This is a genomic window from Bacillus coreaensis (assembly GCF_050586445.1).
GTDB classification, from domain to species: Bacteria; Bacillota; Bacilli; order Bacillales; family Cytobacillaceae; genus Robertmurraya_A; species Robertmurraya_A coreaensis.
The window spans coordinates 276165-293642 of sequence record NZ_JBOCCY010000001.1; the positions used below are offsets into that span (position 1 = coordinate 276165).

A 17478-nucleotide genomic window follows, 5' to 3' on the forward strand; every position below is an offset into this window, starting at 1 on the left:
TGATAGCCTAACAAAATTAATTATGGAGACAGAAAAGAACAACATAGAGTACATCATAAATAAAATCTAAAATATATGGTTAAAGCTAGATAAAATACTATTAAGTAGGAGGATCATTATGGTACCAATAAAAAGAACCTTAGATCGAATTCCTGGGGGAATTATGATTGTACCACTATTCTTAGGTGCAATTGTAAACAGCTTTGCACCTAACTTATTAAGAATCGGTGGTTTTACTGAAGCTTTGTTTATCAATGGGGTTATTCCTTTAATAGCTTTTTTCTTTGTTTGTATTGGTGCTGAAATTAATTTGAAAACCGCAAAGAGTGCCCTGGCAAAAGGAACAACTATGTTAGTCACAAAGTGGATCATTGGTGCACTTTTTGGTATTGCAGCGTATATATTTGCCGGTCCCAACGGTTTATTTTTAGGTCTTGCACCTTTGGCAATTATAGCTGCTATGACCAATAGTAACGGTACTATGTATATCGCCATTTCTAGTCAATTTGGGAAGCAGGATGACCGAGCTGCAATTGGAGTTTTATCTTTAAACGATGGTCCGTTTCTAACCATGATTGCTTTAGCTATGTTTGGTGCAATGGGGTTTGGTGGAAATTTATTCTCGATAATAGATTTTATTGCAGTACTATTACCTATCATATTAGGTATGATCTTAGGTAATATAGATTATGAGATGAGAGATTTCTTAACAAAAGGAGTCGATGCTCTTATTCCATTTATGGCGTTTGGACTTGGAATGACAATTAATTTAAATGCTATTCTTGAAGGTGGCTTGGCAGGTATTGCTCTAGGTGTATTAACTGTTTTGTTAACAGGTACAACATGTTCATTTATCTTTAAAAAAATGGGTTGGAATCCAATTGTAGGTGCAGCTGAAGGTGCGGTTGCAGGAAATGCGATTGCCACTCCTGCAGCTATTGCTACTGTAAGCGCAACCTTTGCTCCTGAAGTAGGCATTGCTACGGTACAAATTGCTGCTGCATGTGTAACATCAGGAATACTATTGCCAATTTATGTGGCTTTTCTAGCTAAGAAATACGAAAAGCAAAACAATAATGTGCAACAAATCAATCAAAAAATAGAGTTAGCAGATACGTGACAAGTAAGCGCTTTAACAACACCTTATTAAAAAGCCTTTTTAAGGCTTTTAATAAGGTGTTGTTGTTTTTTTAGTGCAATCAGAGACCAGATGATTTCTTAAAAGGGGGTAATCTTTGAAACACAAAGTCTACTAACTAATACTAATAGAAAAAACCTTGCAGACAGCCTACAAGGTTTTTTCCTATTAAACTTTATGTTGGATTAGACTAATAGCTATTAAAGAAATTTGAAATTAGTTAAACTTGAGTTGTAAATGGTGAATTGTAAATGCGTCCAGATTCCCTATTGGAAATATCTCTTGCTTCTAATTCCGCTTCAGAAAGTTGCCAGCAAAGCCCGCCAATCGGTAAGAACAGGTCGATGGCGTTTGCAGATTCAACCGCAAGTTTTATGTCTTTTGTAAGGAATGTATAAACATCTTTTGTTCCTGCTAATGAATGCGTTTGCATTATATTGCCGAAATAATCCCAGTTTTCAACTATAAAGCTATTTCCAGTACTTAGTTGTGCAACTTCCATAAGTTGTTCTTCAGATATACCATAACCTTTTGCTAATTTAACAGCTTCTAAAGCTATTAAGTTATTACATAGTGCCATTAGATTGTTTGACAGTTTTATAGCTTCTCCTGATCCTGTTGGACCGACATAGAAAATATTACTTCCTAAATGATCTAAAATAGGTTTGATTCGCTCAAACAATTGCTGATTATTACTTCCTACCATAAAGGTAAGAGTACCTTCAATAGCCCCAGGTTCACCTCCACTCATAGGTGCATCAATCACATGGATCCCTTTTTGAATGGCTAAGTCCGCCATCGAAAGAACGGTTTGTGGACTAACGCTACTATTAACAACAATCAGTTTCTCAGGTGTAGCATATTCTAGTAATCCACCTTCACCTGCAATAACTGATTTAACTTGATCATCAGTAAGAACGGCTACAAATACAATTTCACTTTTCTCAATTAATGCTTTCAACGTTTTAACAGGTGTTGCTCCCATGGAAGCAACATAATCTAACGCTTCTTGTTTCCTATCATAGACAAATACTTCATAATCACCTTTTAAGAGGTTATTAACCATGTGTCTACCCATTGTTCCAACTCCAATAAATCCAATTCGCCCTTTGCTTGTCGACATATTTATTTCCTCCCACTATCCGTAATTATTTTTTGAAATGAATTTGTACTTTTTAATCTATCTATTTGGTAGGAAAGAGCTAAAAATTAGTTAACATATTAAGTATAAAAACCTCCTTTGTCTGATTTTATTTATTATAAGGTTATCTGACAACTTAATATGTAAGATTATCAGACAACTTTGTAAAAATAAAAAACAATGCGAATTTAATATTGAAATCATTAAAAAAGGGACAATACCAAAATCATTAAGTAATGTGGTATGATGTATGTATGACAACTAGATTGTCAGACAGGAACTATTAGTGAAATCGGTATCATTTCTAAAATTATATTAACAAAGAACTTTTTTTTAGTCCATATATTATTGAGAATTTTTAGAAAACTGTTAATTTTTGCGTATAGGAGGAAAACATGGAGCCACTAAAAATGACGACTGTAAGAATATATGAAAAAATTGCAGATCATATAAAGCAACAAATCTTAGATGGTAAATTAAAACCAGGAGAAAAATTACCATCTGATAAAGAATTGTGTCAACTCTACTCAGTTGGACGTTCTACAATTAGAGAAGCTCTAAGTGCCTTGAAAATTATGGGGCTTATAGAATCCAGACAAGGCGAAGGAAGTACAGTGTGTAAAATTGTCCAAGATGACGTTGGAATCCCAGACTTTTCCGGATTGCTCTTGAGTGACAAAACCATTCTTGAATTAATGGAAGCACGAAAATCATTAGAATTATCAAATGTGGAGTTAGCAGCTAGGAATAGAAAAAATAATGATTTAAAAAAGTTCCAACATGTATTAAATCAAATGGAGTTAAATGTATTAAACAAAGAGGAAAGTGAAAAAGAAGATATGTTCTTTCATCATATTATAGCTCAAGCAACTCAAAACTCCATTATGGTAAAATTATTAGATACCATCTCTGAACAAATGGAAAAAGCTATGAGAGAAATACGTAAGGTAGGATTTAGTAATCCATCAACATCTAACATTCTATTAGAAGAACATAAAAATATATATCAAGCTATTTTAGAACAAAATGTTGAGAAGGCTCATAAATGTATGAAGGATCATCTAGAACGTTTTGAAACCGAGCTACGAAGATACATGAAATCAAAATATAATTAATTTTTGAGATTAAAAAAGTGCCAAGGGGTAAAATTCCTTGGTGCTTTTTTAGGGAATTTTCCGATAATTTAAAATAATTTATAGACATTTAGAATGGCTATATGTTATTTTTTTATTAAAGTTCTTTATTTTTTATCATTATGTCTGATAACCTTATAAATAATAAAGTAGATTTTCAAATGCATTCTAAATAAACTGAAAAATGAAAGCGTTTATTAATAGGTGAGTTATGTAGAATCTTGTTCGACTTGTCTGATAACCTTATAACTAGAAAATTCACGGAGATGATGGTAACAGTTGAAGTAACATATCCAATTCATGTTTGTCATATTTAAAATTAGAAAGGAATTAGTAAATATGAATGTAAAAAATCGAGTCATTTTAGTTACTGGAGCTGGAAGTGGTATTGGGGAAGGAATTGCAAAAAAATTAGCACAAAATGGTGCAAGAATAGTGATTAATGATGTAAACATGGAAAAGGCTGAAAAGGTTGTAAGTGATATAACTGAAAAAGGTCAAAAAGCGATTAGTCTAAAAGCCGATATCACAAAAATGGATGAAGTACAAGTGATGGTAAAAGAGATCATTGCTAGATATGGAAAAATTGATGGTTTAATTAACAATACAGGAGTAGTTAGAGATAATTTGATTTTAAATATGCCGGAGGAAGATTTTGATTTTGTGATGAATGTCAATTTAAAGGGTGCATGGATATGTTCCAAAGTTGTATTGGAACATATGAAAGAAGCCGAATATGGCCGTATTGTCAATATTTCTTCACGTGCATGGTTAGGACAGGTTGGACAATCAAATTATTCCGCATCTAAGGGAGGTCTTGTCAGTTTAACACGTTCATTGGCACTTGAATTTGCCAAATTTAATATAACAGTAAACTGTATTGCACCGGGATTAATTGATACTCCTTTAATTCGTAGTCTTCCTCAGAAGGTGCAAGATAATCTTATTAAAGCCCAGCCAACTCCATTAATTGGAGAGCCAGAAGATATTGCAAATACGGTTTTGTTTTTTTCGTCAGAAGAAGCTAGATATATTACAGGCCAAGTCTTGCACGTTGATGGTGGCAAAAGCTTGGGAGCACGAAATATCTAAGATACTAGATTAAAAGTAAGGAGAGATGCACATGCAACCACTAGAAGGTATTAAAATCCTTGATTTATCCCGAACCCTTGCTGGTCCCTTTTGTGCTATGTTACTAGGTGATGTTGGAGCAGATGTCATTAAAGTAGAGCAACCCGAAAAAGGAGACGAAGCCAGAAGATTCACTCCTCCTTCATGGGATGGAGAAAGTTGTTATTATCTAACAGCTAATAGAAATAAAAAAAGTATAACAGTAGATTTAAAGAGTAAAGAAGGTAAAGAAATTATTTATAAATTAGTCAAGGAAGCGGATGTTTTAGTAGAAAACTTCAGAACTGGTGCCCTGGATAAAATGGGACTTGGTTATGAAGAATTAAAGGGAATTAATCCAAACTTAATTTACTGCTCCATTTCTGGATTTGGACGGACGGGTCCAGAAAAGCATAGGGCAGGTTATGATTTGTTGTTACAAGGCTTTGGTGGCTTAATGAGTATTACTGGAGACCCCGATCGACCACCAGTTAAGGCAGGAATGTCAATCGTAGATTTATCAACAGGAATGTTTGCAGCTTACGGAATACTAAGTGCTCTATTTTCCAGACTCAAGACTGGGAAAGGGCAATTACTAGATGTGAGTTTATTAGATGGACAGGTCATGTTGCTAAACCATATGGCGACAGGCTACTTAGCAACTGGAAAACCTGCAGGAAGAATGGGGTCGGCGCATCCAACTCTTGTTCCATATCAATCCTTTCAAACAAAAGATTCATATATTATTCTCGCAGTCGGTAATGATAGACTCTGGGAGAAATGCTGCTTAGCCATGGATTGGGTAGATTTGTTGGAGGATGACCGTTTTAAAACCAATCAAAACAGGGTTGCCAATCGAGACGAACTCATTCCTATCCTGATAAGTAGAATTGTTCTAATGCAAAGTAAAGACATTTTTGAAAAGATGGAAGAGGCAGGGGTACCATGCGGCCCAATACATACAATTGATCAAGTTCTCAACCATCCTCAAATTAAAGAGAGAGAGATGATAATTGAGGTTGAACATCCTTTTATAAAGGATTTAAAAATGCCAGGATTTCCAGTTAAATTTTCGGACACTCCTAGTAAAGTAAGGCAATATCCACCTCTGCTTGGAGAACATACAAATGAAGTACTGTCCCAACTAGGCTATACAGATGTGGAAATTGAAAAACTTAGGGCTAGTAAAGTAGTGTAAAAGAGAAGCAAACCTATTTCGGGTTTAGTTGTCTGAGAATATGAGTGTTGAAGATTGATTCTTTATCAAAATAAGGGAAGTGAAGATATGGCCTTTGTTACATGGGAAAGAATAGGTGAAAATGGGACAATTGGAAAAATGGTTTTAAACCGACCGGAAGCTCGTAATGCCTTTAACACAGAAATGGGGAAGCAAATTATTGACATCTGTCAGGAAATCTCCAATAGTGAAGTTCGTGTTGTGTTGTTAACTTCATCTGATTCTAAAGCATTTTGTTCTGGTGCAGATTTAAAAGAAAGAAATGGAATATCGGAAGAAGAATTTCATCGTCACCATGAACTCTTTGCTGAAATGTTTAATGCGATTGCCGAGTTACCTCAACCAGTTATTGCTGTAGTGGATGGATATGCACTAGCAGGAGGTTTCGAATTAGCATTAAATTGCGATATGATCCTCGCTTCAGAAAAGGCTGTTTTTGGTCTTCCAGAGGTAACTCGCGGCATTATGCCGGGGGGAGGAGGTTCTCGATTATTGCAGCGAAGGGTTTCTACGCATATTGCGAAAGAATGGTTATTTACGGGTAAGTTCGTTACAGCAGAAGTAGCTAATCGGGCAGGATTATTAAATGAGTTAACGGATTCGTCCCTTATTCATAGTAGAGCCATTGAGCTTGCTGAAAGTATTGCAAGAAATGCTCCGATTGCCGTTCAAAATTGTAAGTCATCCGTTAACGAGATACAGGGAAGGATTGAAAGTGAAGCTAGGGAAATTGAAAATGACTACTATGGCCGTTGTTTACATACGGAAGACCGTTTTGAAGGCATCCGAGCTTTTGTTGAAAAAAGACCACCCGTATTTAGTGGTAAATAGTTTTAGGATTCACAGTGGTAAATCTACTTTTTGTAAGGTGTGTGACATTATGACAAATAAATCGCTTGTCAAAACAATGAAATCTCTTGTTAAAGAAAGTTCGGCACCTGGATTTACATTTAAAGAATCAGAAATTCCTAAGCCTGGAAGAGGAGAAGTACTAATTCGTATCAAATTGACCACAATCTGTGGAACCGACCTTCACATTTATCAGTGGGATAACTGGGCAGCAGAGGTTGGGCTTAAAGTTCCTGGTATTTCGGGTCATGAATGTGTTGGAGAAGTTGTTGAACTTGGATATGGTGTTACATCTTTTCAAGCAGGCGACCGTGTCAGTGTTGAGACTCATATACCATGTGGTGAGTGTGAATTATGTCAAAATGGGAGCCAACATATTTGCGAGAATTTAACTTATTTTGGTCTTCATATCGATGGTTGTTTTGCAGAATGGGCAGTTGTTCCGGAAGTCTGCCTGCGTAAAGTACCTGATTCCATTCCAGAAGAAGTTGCTGCCATTCTCGAACCTTTAGGAGTAGGAGTGCATGCAGCTCAAGTTGGGAATGTACAGGGGAAAAATGTAGCGGTTCTTGGTGCTGGTCCAATAGGCCTTTACTCAGCATGTGCAAGCTTAGCTTTAGGTGCTGATTCCGTGTATATTAGTGATTTAAAACAAATAAGATTAGATGTTGCATTGCAGTGCGGTGATTTTAAGGTTATTAACCCGACTGAAACACCGCTATCCTCTATATTCAGTGGAAAGAACAAAGTGGATGTGATAATAGAAACGACAGGGAATGGTCGCGCATTTAATGAAGCGCTTCCATATTTAAAAAAAGGCGGAAAAGCTGTGATGGTTGGATTGTTCCCTGGAGACGTTCCGGTAAATTTATCTAGTGTAGCAACAAAAGAAATAACCATAAGTGGAATTTCTGGTCGCATTATGTGGGAGACTTGGGACTTAATGGAACAACTTCTGCTGGAAAATAAATTAAATGTTACGCCATCCATTACTCACCGATTTTCATTAGAAGAATTTGCAGAAGCGTTTAGAGTTGCGTTGAATGGTGAAGGAGTAAAAGTTTTACTACGTCCATGATTTAGATCAAATGAGGATTATTTATTTTTAGATATTAAAAAATTTAGGAGTGAATAAAGTGAAAATTACATTACACCATTATAATTTTAGTACGAATAATGTGGATGAAATGACCTCTTTTTATAAAAATGTATTAGGTTTAAAAGAAAGTACAGAAATGAGCGGGGAGGAAGTTTCGGGTCGAGGGTATGATACTTATACCCGATTTTTATCTGCGGGCGGAGATTATCAAGTTCATATTGCGACAAGGGATCTATTTAATGGTTTTAAAACAGGGCACTATGTTAATCCGCTTCTAACGGGCCATTTAGCATTTCGTACAGATGATATTGAGGAATTAAAAGCCAGATTAGATAAACATAATGTACCTTATTCTGATTTTGGCGAATGGTCAATTAAGGGGTGGTATCAAATCTTCTTATATGACCCAGATGGTAATTGCATTGAAGTTCAACAAGTTGATGCAGAACCAGAAGATCATAAAATGGATATTCAATTGCACCATAGGAATTATAGTACAAATAATATTGAAGAAATGACCTTCTTTTATAGAGATATATTGGGCTTGACTGAAAGTAAGGAAATGAACGGTGGAAGAATATTAAATCAATATGATGGAGAAACAAGATTTTTAGTAGATGAGAACGGAAACCAAGTTCATATCGCGACAATGGATCTGCATAATGGTTTTAAAACGAAACATTATGTTAATCCGCTTCTGACGGGACATGTAGCTTTCCGTGTTGACGACATTGAAGCTGTTAAAAAGAGATTAGTAGAGAACAATGTAGCTTTCTCCGATATGGGTGAATGGTCTATCGAAGGATGGTATCAAATTTTCCTTTATGATCCAGATGGAAATGTACTTGAACTTCAACATATTAAAGATAATAAATAATCGCTGCCATATGGGGCTTGGACAGTAATGCCGTGTTCTAGCCCCAATTTAGTCATGAGGCTTGTTTTAATTTCTTGATAGTAAAATAACTTTTTTCGGTTAGCTTTTCGGAGCAACTGACTAGGATTTACAGGAGTGAATCATATAGAGAAATTATTATTTCCATTCTTGATTATTTTTTTTGGTGTATGTTTAGGTATTGCAAGTAAATGGGCGGAACTCCATAACCAAATAAAGTATGTGGATCGTATCTATGTTTATTCGACTAAACTAGTGCTTTTTATAATAAACCCAATTATATTTATTGGTGTTTTTTGGACGATAAATATAGATAACCCTAAGCTTGCGCTTTTACCGATTCTCGGAGCCATTTGTATCATTTTAGGTGGAATATTTGCAATCATATTATCTAAATTTCTTAAGCTGGATAACAAGAGAAAGGGATCCATGTTTGTATCCGGTTCCTTTACTAATTTGGGGTTATTTGGTACAATCTTTTGTTTTTCCTTTTTGGGTGAAGCAAGTTTAGTTTATGTAGCTTTATTCCGTTTATTTGAGGATTTTATCTATTATACAATTGGTTATCCAATTGCGAGGTCCTATGCTAAAACTCAGCATACACAAGAAAAGTTCCTCCATATTATTTTGAGGCTTGCAAAGGACCCGTTCATTATTGTAGCGGTTTTAGGGATTACGGTAGGAGGAACTTTAAGTGTTTCTTCAATAGAACGGCCAGAATTTTACAGCATGCTAATTGACCTATTAGTACCCATGGCAACCTTATTGTTAATGATGCCAATTGGTTATCATATTAAGTTAAAGGCCATCAGAAAATATATAAAAGAAAGTATTAGTATTTCATGTGTTAAATTTGTTTTGGTTCCATTTTGTATAATAAGTCTTGCTTATTTTATAGGGATGGGAGAATTAGAGAATGGCCTGGTGTTAAAAGCTATATTAATATTATCAGTTATGCCACCAGCATTTGTATCTGTCATTCCAACTCAAATTTACGATTTGGATATTGATCTTGCCAATTCAAGTATCGTGTTGAATTCAGGATTATTAATTATTATCCTGCCAATCATTAATTTCATTATAAATTTTACCTAGTTTCAAATAGGGCTAACTAAATACGGTTTATAAGGGGGAGAAGAAATGAGTGAAAGAGTGGTAATAATAGATGGTGTCCGTACGGCAATCGGACGATACGGGGGGAGTTTAAAAGACATTAATTCCGGTTTTTTAGCGGCACATGTGATTGAAAAATTACTTGAAAAAACAAATGTTCCTGCAAACAAAATAGATGAAGTCATCTTAGGTGAAGTTCGACAAACCACAGAGTCATCGAACGTTGCACGTGTAGCGGCCATACGAGCGGGAATTCCTGTGGAGTCCCCTGCATTTACAGTAAACAGATTATGTGCTTCAGGGATACAATCCATTGCATCAGGTGTTCAACAAATCCAATCAGCGCAGGCAGAGATTATCGTTGCCGGAGGAACAGAAAGTATGAGTGGAACCCCCATCTATTTACGAGGTTCAAGGTTTGGGGGAGACAAGTCTTATTTAGTAGATTCAAATCTAGAAGCGGGCCATCAACCAAAAGAGATCTATGGTGAAGACATGGGAATGGGGATAACGGCAGAAAATGTTGCTGCTAAATTTAATATTCCTCGTGAAGACCAGGATGAGTTTGCTCTTTTGAGTCAAAAAAGAGCTTGGGAAGCAATCAATACAGGTAAATTTAAGGATGAGATTGTCCCATTTGCAATCAAAACGAAAAAAGGAGAGCATGTGTTTGATACAGATGAGCATCCACGTCCTGAAACGACTTTAGAAAAGCTTCAAAGTTTGAAACCTGCATTTAAGAAGGCTGGGACAGTTACAGCAGGGAATTCATGTGGACGAAATGATGGGGCGGCAGCTGTTCTTTTAATGACTGAATCAAATGCTAGTGATCTAGGGCTTAAACCAAAAGCAGCCATTGTGGATTGGGTATCTGTTGGAGTTTCACCAGAAATAATGGGAATTGGGCCAATACCAGCTATTCAAAAATTACTAGAAAGAAGAAAGCTTTCCATTCAGGACATCGATTTGTTTGAAATTAATGAAGCATTTGCAGCTCAGGCTCTAGCCGTTCAAAGAGAACTTTCCATTGACCCGTTAAAAATGAATATTAATGGAGGAGCAATTGCACTTGGTCACCCTGTAGGTGCATCTGGTACTAGAATCGTAGTTACTCTAATGTACGAGCTACAACGAAGAGGTGGGCGTTTCGGTATTGCTGCACTCTGTGCAGGAGGAGGCCAAGGAACGGCTATTTTAATTGAAAATCTATCCTAATTTTGGTTATGGTGGGTAAAAAGTAAGCTCGAAAATCTGTTGTATTCTTTATGTAGAACTATAATCACCAAATCGGTATTTTGGTATCAAAATTATGGGGGTATATGACATGAATAAGAATTCAATTGCAGGATTAGTCACATCCGTACTTGGTGAAGACTTCACATTTCCAAATGAAATTAAAGGAATACCTTCTAAACTAACAGACTTTGAGGGACTGGAAATCGATTCGTTCGAAACAAGTGATGGTGTGGAGTTGAAGTATTGGGCTATAGGAACCGGAAAACCACTCATTTTTCTTCCCGGATGGTCAGGTAACGGCACACACTTCATTAACGTGATGTACCTTCTCCGTGAAAAATACCGTGTTTACTCTCTTGATTTTCGCAACCAAGGATTGTCAGAAAAGGTCTATTATGGAAATAGAATTTCCCGATATGCCACGGATGTTAAGGAGTTTACGGAGCACCTTGGTATCAAATCTGCAGATTTTGCTGGGCACTCAATGGGAGCTGCCGTTTTGTGGAGTTATATTGACCTCTACGGAACTCAAGGAATCAACAAGATCGCTTTTGTCGACCAGCCTCCGTCCATTCTAAGTCGTTCAGGAATGACAGAAGAGGAAAGATTAAATGCAGGCGTAATGTACGACCATGCGGAGCAATTGATCAGTGCGTTTACATCTGAAAATGGTCCTCCTATTATGGACAGCAGCGTTAATGCTCCAAATACTCCGTATTCTGAGAATTCGAGGAGCTTATCGTCTCAATTCATCAAAAAAGACATGAAGTACATGATACTGATAATGTTTGATCATTGCAGCAACGACTGGCGCGATGTAATCACTAAAAAGATTAATGTGCCGACAGCAATCTTTACGGGTAAATATAGTCAGCATCTGCCAAGCCAGCGCTGGATGCATTCGGTTATGCCTAACTCTACTCTCTATGTTTACTCAAAAGAAGAACATGGCGATCATTTCCTGATAGCAAAGAATCCAGTGAAATTTGCCAAGGATCTGCAGAACTTCCTAGAAGGTGAGTAAAAGAAATGATCGTGGTGCAAAAACCATACAAAACGATCTTTAATATTGATTTTTTAAAAAGGAGAATCTATAAAAGATTCTCTTTTTTTTAAAAGATTGGTTATAGAGGTATAAAATGCTCTCAGTACTTTGGTAAAATTTTAAAAAATCAGGGAGTGGAAATATATGTTTACCGCTATTATTGCAGATGATGAAAATAAGGTTGCGCAACTTATCAAAAAACTTGTTTCTTGGGACGAGCTCGGTATGGATCTTATTGCTATAACCCACAATGGGAGTGAAGCTCTTGAGTTAATTCGCAAATACCAGCCGGATGTAGTAATAACCGATATTAGAATGCCCGAGATAGATGGTTTGGAATTAATACGTCAAGTGAAAGAATTAAAACTTGGAACTAAGTTTGTGGTAATAAGTGGTTATCGGTATTTTGAATATGCACATAGTGCTTTGAAATATGGGGTTGAGGACTATTTGATTAAACCTATTAATAAAGATGAATTAAACCAAGTTTTGAGAAAAATAACAAAAGAAAAGCTAAATGATATGAGGAATCATAGTAATCAAGTTCTAATTCAAGATCAACTACATAAAAGTAGGAATGCTCTTCACAGAGAACTAGTAGAAAAATTAATTACGAACAAGCTTGAAAACAATGATATACAAGTTGTTAATAATTTATATTCTTTGAATTTTGAGGGAGGGTTTTTCCAAGCAATTACCTTTATCCTAGATTACAAGAATTTAGATGAAAGGGATTATCTTCAGGATAATCTTGTTATGGAAAAATTGGCTAATCTTATTCATCAGGCTTTGAACCCTTATATAAATGATAGTTTAGTAGCTACTTGGAATGAACAGATATTATGTTGTGTTATGAATTTTCAGGAAGAACAAAGTAATAAAATAAATGACGAATTCAGCTCTCTATTTTCAACAATTGAAAATTATGTTTATGGCTTTAATAATTATGAAATTACGATGGGAATAGGAAGTGTGGAGAACTTGTTTTCTAACATTAATCATTCCTTGAATTCAGCTCTAACAGGATTGCAGTACCGCATTGTAGTAGGGACTAGACGAAAAATAAATGCAGATCATTATAATTATTATCTATCAAAGTCAGGTAGCACTTTAATTAAAAAATTTAATAACTCATTAAATCAAATAATAAAAAGTTTCGATACGATTAAGCTTTGTAGCCTAATTGATCAAGCATTCGATGAGATGATTGAAGAACCAATGGCTAATCCAAGTGATTATTATAATTTGGCGATTCAATTGGTGGATTCATTTTTTAATTTGATTCAAATGGAAAGCAATGAAAATTTTGTTCAAAGTAAAAATGAAATGATTAAAACAATAACTGGCATTTTTTCGGTACAAACATTGGTACACCAGTTAAAAGAAAGATTAACCATTATATTGAAAAATTATGAAGAGATACAATTAAATAAAGATCTCAAACCAATTCGTGAGGCGAAACAATATATTGATGAAAATTATGCAAATAAAATAGTACTTGAGGATATTGCCAATATCGTAAACTTAAACCCAGTGTATTTTAGTGTGATATTTAAAAAAGAAACCGGTGAAAACTTTATTGATTACCTTTGTAAAGTAAGAATAGAGGCCGCAAAAGATCTTTTACGAAATGAAAAAGATAAAATTGCAGTTATTTCCGAAAAGGTTGGGTATAAGGATGCAAAGTACTTTAGTAAAATTTTCACAAAGACTGTCGGGATAAAACCAGCTCAATATAGAAAGCTGTATTCTTAAAGAGGTGTACTGATATGAATTTTATAAAACTCTTTAGAAAATTAGGGATCATTTACATTATTATTTTAAGCCTAATAATGTTTTTTATAGTATGTAATATTTCCGTTATAACTATATTAATTTTACTAAGTTTTTTATTTGCGTACATGATTTATAGTATATACTTTTATATTTTGCTCCCTATAAGGCGGAGAGATTTAAAGTTAAATAAAATTATAGAAGGTGGTGATTGGAAAGCTTGTTTGAGCGATGGGTGGGCAACTCAAGACTATCATCTGAATGAGGTTTGTAAAATTGTTCAACAATGTGAAAAAGAGCTTAGATTCGAAAGTTCTGTAAAAATGTTGGACAAACAGTCTCAAATAAATGCTTTACAAAGTCAAATTAATCCACATTTTCTTTATAATACTCTTGAATCAATTCGTGGCCAAGCGATTATAGAAGAAGCAGATGAAATAGCAAAAATGGTAGAGGCCTTATCAACGCTTTTTAGATATAGCATAAGCCAAAAGGATTATCTTGTAACTCTTAGGGATGAAATCAATAATATAAAAAATTACTTTTCTATTCAAAATTATAGATTTAATAATAAATTCAAATTAAATATTAATTTAGATGAAGAAGACAATGAAGTTTTTGACTATTATTTGCCAAAATTAACCATTCAACCCATTGTTGAAAATGCAATATACCATGGATTGGAAACAAAAGCAGAGGAAGGTAAAGTCATCATTGATATCATACAAACGAAATCTAGACTTCTTATTACTATTTCAGATGATGGTTCTGGAATGGATGCTGACACGTTGGAGACCATTAACCAAAAGATATGTGGTGAGGTTTTTGCTGTTGAAGAAGAACAAAGTTCACTTAGCAACGGGATTGCACTGGCCAATGTAAATAATCGAATTAAGATAATTTTTGGTGAGGATTATGGTATAAAATTATATAGTACCTTGAATTTGGGCACAGATGTTGAAATTACTTTACCTATTGTTAAAAATAAAGTAGCTTTTTTACAATACAATTAAAGGAGTAAAATGGCTTTTTAAAAGCCTAGTGGCGTGAACATGAGACAAGAAATTCTTAGAGTTGAAAACCTTATTGCAGAATCAGAACAGGGAATTAGAATATCACATATTGATTTAAACGTATATAAAAGCGAAACAGTAGCTCTTATGGAATCAAATGGCTCATGTAAATCCATTCTACTGGATATTTTAAGTGGTAAATTACCCATCCTAAGTGGCAACATTTTTATCAATGAAAAGCGTGTTAACCTTTTTAATCCGGAAATATCAAATAGGGAAGGTATATATATAATAACTCAAAAAAGCGCTTTGATTGATGATTTAACCATTTCAGAAAATATTTTTGTTATCCGAAACAATAGTTTAAAAAAAATCATGATTCCAGGAAAATTAATTTATTCTCAAACTTTAAGACTTTTAAGTAGTATTGGGCTAAAACTTGATCCTAACATTCATGTTAGAGCACTTAGTGAAGCACAAAAGCATCTGGTCGAACTGATTAAAGCAGTTAGTAGTGGTGCAAAAATAGTTATTTTCGAAAGGAATTTTTCCTCCTATTCTTCTTTAGAATTAATATTTCTTCAGGCAGTCTTACAACGTTTAAAGAAAGACGGATTAAGTTTTATCATCTGTTGTGAATACTTTGAAGAAGTACAATTTTTTTCGAATAAAGTAGTCTTTTTTAGAGATGGTCAAATTTCAAAAAAAATGGATACTGTTCAATTGAAAGAAGACATGGTCGAGAAGTACATGGTTAATTTCTCTCTTAAAATGGACAATAAAGATTCCTTATCAACAACTAAAGATATCGCATTTGAAGTTAAAAATCTTGTATTGAATGAGTCAGTTCCGCCTATAAATTTATATGTTAAGCAAGGTGAAACCGTCGTGTTGAATGGTTTTGACATCATGGAAAAAGAAAAACTTTTTTGTCTTCTGTCAGGAAGGGAACATCAGGAAAGTATGATGATGTATCTAAATGGAAAACAACTTTATTATAAAAATATTCATGGATTGCTTTCAAAAAAGATTGTTTCTATTAGCAGTTTAGGAAACGAGGACGAATTGCTGGAAAATTTGAGTATTGAAGAGAATATTCTTCTTCCTTCAATGAAAAAAGCAAGTGGTATTTTAGGATTTGTAAGTAATAAGTTAACCAAGTTGCAGATGACAATCGTAAATGGAATTATTGATGAATTAAATAACTCTAGTGTGAAAGAACTGAATAGAAATGAGAGGATCGCTGTATTACTTGAACGGTGGTATATTTACCATCCACAGGTTGTGATAATGTTTGAACCTTTTTTGAAGTGTGACATAAATGGTCAAAATTTAATTTTCGATTTTATGAGCAGACTCACTAAGGAAGGAACAGCCTTTATATTAATTGTATCGAGCACACGTAAAATTGAGGATAAATGCGATAGAATTCTAACTATTAAAAATGGGGAAATTATTAAAGGGAACTAATAGATTAGTAAGTTGGAGAATTCTATAATGACCATATAGTTCCAACTGAAAAATGACTTGTTACCATTCTAAAATTCTAGATGGTTATTTTTTTCTTCCCATAATTTTCACTATATGAATAGATTAAGGCCAAATTAATTAATATTATCTACCTAAATCTAAATTTACTCTCATTGATACTCTAAATAAAGAAAATTATACTTTATATTGAAAGCGATTCCATTTTATAAAAATATATTAAAAGGGGAGATTTACTATGAAAAAAGTTGTTTTAGCAATATTTTCTGTATTAATAGTTCTTAGCATGGTTGCCTGCAGTATGAAGCCAACGACATCATCGCCAACAGAATCAACTACTTCAACAAAAACAGCTACAAAGAAGATTGGATTCTTAGTTCCAACTCTTCAAAGCGAATTTTTTATTAATTTGGTTGATGGTGTTACCAAAAATCTTAAGGAAAAAGGGTATACAGTTGAAACTACTAGTTTTGAAATGGATTCAAGTAAAGCTGTTTCGGCAATTGAAAACTACACAGTAGGAAATGTTGACGAAATCATTGCAATGGTTGCTGATGGTTCTACTGATGAAGCATTGAAAGCCGCAATGGATAAGGGCATCAAGGTTATGGCACTTGGTGTAGAGACAAAATATTATGACCATCTTATGGTTGCTGATAATACGGATGTTGGAACCAAAATTGCTGAGATGGCAGCAGATTTTGTAAATGAAACTTATGGTGGCAAAACAGAAATTGCCGTTATTACTAGTACTCAGAGTACTGACATGGCCAGAAGATCTGATGGAATAGTAGAAACTCTTCAAAAACTTTTACCAGATAGCACTATAGTTATGAAGCAAGACGCGATGAAACCTGGTGATGGTTATACATTTGCCGAAAATGTTCTTCAGAAGCATCCAGAAACAAAGGTAATCGTTTCTTACGGTGATGCGATGGCATTAGAAGCAGTAGAAGCTTTTAAAGCAGCGGGTAAGACTGGTGATGGTTATGCTGCTTTTGGATGCGATTTGACTCAACAGGGACTGAAGGAAATTGCTGCTGGTAGTATGTTTAGTGGAACCGTTGATATGGGTGATTTAGTGGAACAAGTTTCAGATAGTTCTTATCGTTTAGCCATTGGTGATGAAACATTAGACAAAAAGTTTATTGGCACCAATAAAAAAGTAACGATCGAAAATGTTAATGAATATTTAAATAAATAATTTC

At 34.6% G+C, this 17478-nt stretch carries 15 protein-coding genes; 14 read left to right on the forward strand and 1 reads right to left on the reverse strand.

Annotated elements, in window-relative coordinates; translation table 11 throughout:
• Positions 1–118: 118 nt before the first annotated feature.
• Positions 119–1120, forward strand: coding sequence for a 2-keto-3-deoxygluconate permease (locus tag ACQ5H4_RS01470; RefSeq protein WP_430773201.1), 1002 nt, complete (start codon positions 119–121; stop codon positions 1118–1120).
• Between the two features lie 238 nt (positions 1121–1358).
• On the opposite strand, the gene ACQ5H4_RS01475 is transcribed toward ACQ5H4_RS01470, so the two are convergent.
• On the reverse strand, positions 1359–2261 hold the full coding sequence (locus ACQ5H4_RS01475; protein WP_430773202.1) for an NAD(P)-dependent oxidoreductase: 903 nt from the start codon (positions 2259–2261) through the stop codon (positions 1359–1361).
• 413 nt (positions 2262–2674) lie between these two features.
• Between ACQ5H4_RS01475 and ACQ5H4_RS01480 the strand changes: the two genes are divergently transcribed.
• From ACQ5H4_RS01480 to ACQ5H4_RS01540, 13 genes are all read left to right on the forward strand, one after another.
• Positions 2675–3394 carry a FadR/GntR family transcriptional regulator gene (locus ACQ5H4_RS01480; RefSeq protein ID WP_430773203.1) on the forward strand — a complete coding sequence of 240 codons (720 nt, stop codon included), beginning with the start codon at positions 2675–2677 and terminating at the stop codon, positions 3392–3394.
• A 357-nt stretch (positions 3395–3751) separates the two neighbouring features.
• Positions 3752–4504 carry an SDR family NAD(P)-dependent oxidoreductase gene (locus tag ACQ5H4_RS01485; protein ID WP_430773204.1) on the forward strand — a complete coding sequence of 251 codons (753 nt, stop codon included), beginning with the start codon at positions 3752–3754 and terminating at the stop codon, positions 4502–4504.
• A 31-nt stretch (positions 4505–4535) separates the two neighbouring features.
• Positions 4536–5720: a CaiB/BaiF CoA transferase family protein gene (locus tag ACQ5H4_RS01490; RefSeq protein ID WP_430773205.1), complete on the forward strand. Its 1185-nt coding sequence runs from the start codon at positions 4536–4538 to the stop codon at positions 5718–5720.
• 54 nt (positions 5721–5774) lie between these two features.
• Complete coding sequence (locus ACQ5H4_RS01495; RefSeq protein WP_430773206.1) at positions 5775–6590, forward strand: enoyl-CoA hydratase/isomerase family protein; 816 nt, start codon at positions 5775–5777, stop codon at positions 6588–6590.
• Between the two features lie 49 nt (positions 6591–6639).
• On the forward strand, positions 6640–7686 hold the full coding sequence (locus tag ACQ5H4_RS01500) for an alcohol dehydrogenase catalytic domain-containing protein (protein ID WP_430773207.1): 1047 nt from the start codon (positions 6640–6642) through the stop codon (positions 7684–7686).
• Positions 7687–7744: 58 nt separating this feature from the next.
• On the forward strand, positions 7745–8584 hold the full coding sequence (locus tag ACQ5H4_RS01505; protein ID WP_430773208.1) for a VOC family protein: 840 nt from the start codon (positions 7745–7747) through the stop codon (positions 8582–8584).
• 135 nt (positions 8585–8719) lie between these two features.
• Positions 8720–9697, forward strand: a complete 978-nt coding sequence (locus ACQ5H4_RS01510; RefSeq protein WP_430773209.1) for an AEC family transporter — start codon at positions 8720–8722, stop codon at positions 9695–9697.
• 45 nt (positions 9698–9742) lie between these two features.
• On the forward strand, positions 9743–10930 hold the full coding sequence (locus tag ACQ5H4_RS01515) for a thiolase family protein (protein WP_430773210.1): 1188 nt from the start codon (positions 9743–9745) through the stop codon (positions 10928–10930).
• 94 nt (positions 10931–11024) lie between these two features.
• Positions 11025–11975: an alpha/beta fold hydrolase gene (locus ACQ5H4_RS01520; RefSeq protein WP_430773211.1), complete on the forward strand. Its 951-nt coding sequence runs from the start codon at positions 11025–11027 to the stop codon at positions 11973–11975.
• Positions 11976–12140: 165 nt separating this feature from the next.
• On the forward strand, positions 12141–13751 hold the full coding sequence (locus ACQ5H4_RS01525) for a response regulator transcription factor (protein WP_430773212.1): 1611 nt from the start codon (positions 12141–12143) through the stop codon (positions 13749–13751).
• Between the two features lie 14 nt (positions 13752–13765).
• Positions 13766–14782 (forward strand): sensor histidine kinase, encoded by a 1017-nt coding sequence (locus ACQ5H4_RS01530; RefSeq protein ID WP_430773213.1) that lies wholly within the window; start codon positions 13766–13768, stop codon positions 14780–14782.
• A 39-nt stretch (positions 14783–14821) separates the two neighbouring features.
• On the forward strand, positions 14822–16252 hold the full coding sequence (locus ACQ5H4_RS01535) for an ATP-binding cassette domain-containing protein (protein ID WP_430773214.1): 1431 nt from the start codon (positions 14822–14824) through the stop codon (positions 16250–16252).
• A gap of 319 nt (positions 16253–16571) precedes the next feature.
• On the forward strand, positions 16572–17474 hold the full coding sequence (locus tag ACQ5H4_RS01540) for a sugar ABC transporter substrate-binding protein (RefSeq protein WP_430773215.1): 903 nt from the start codon (positions 16572–16574) through the stop codon (positions 17472–17474).
• Positions 17475–17478 lie beyond the last annotated feature (4 nt).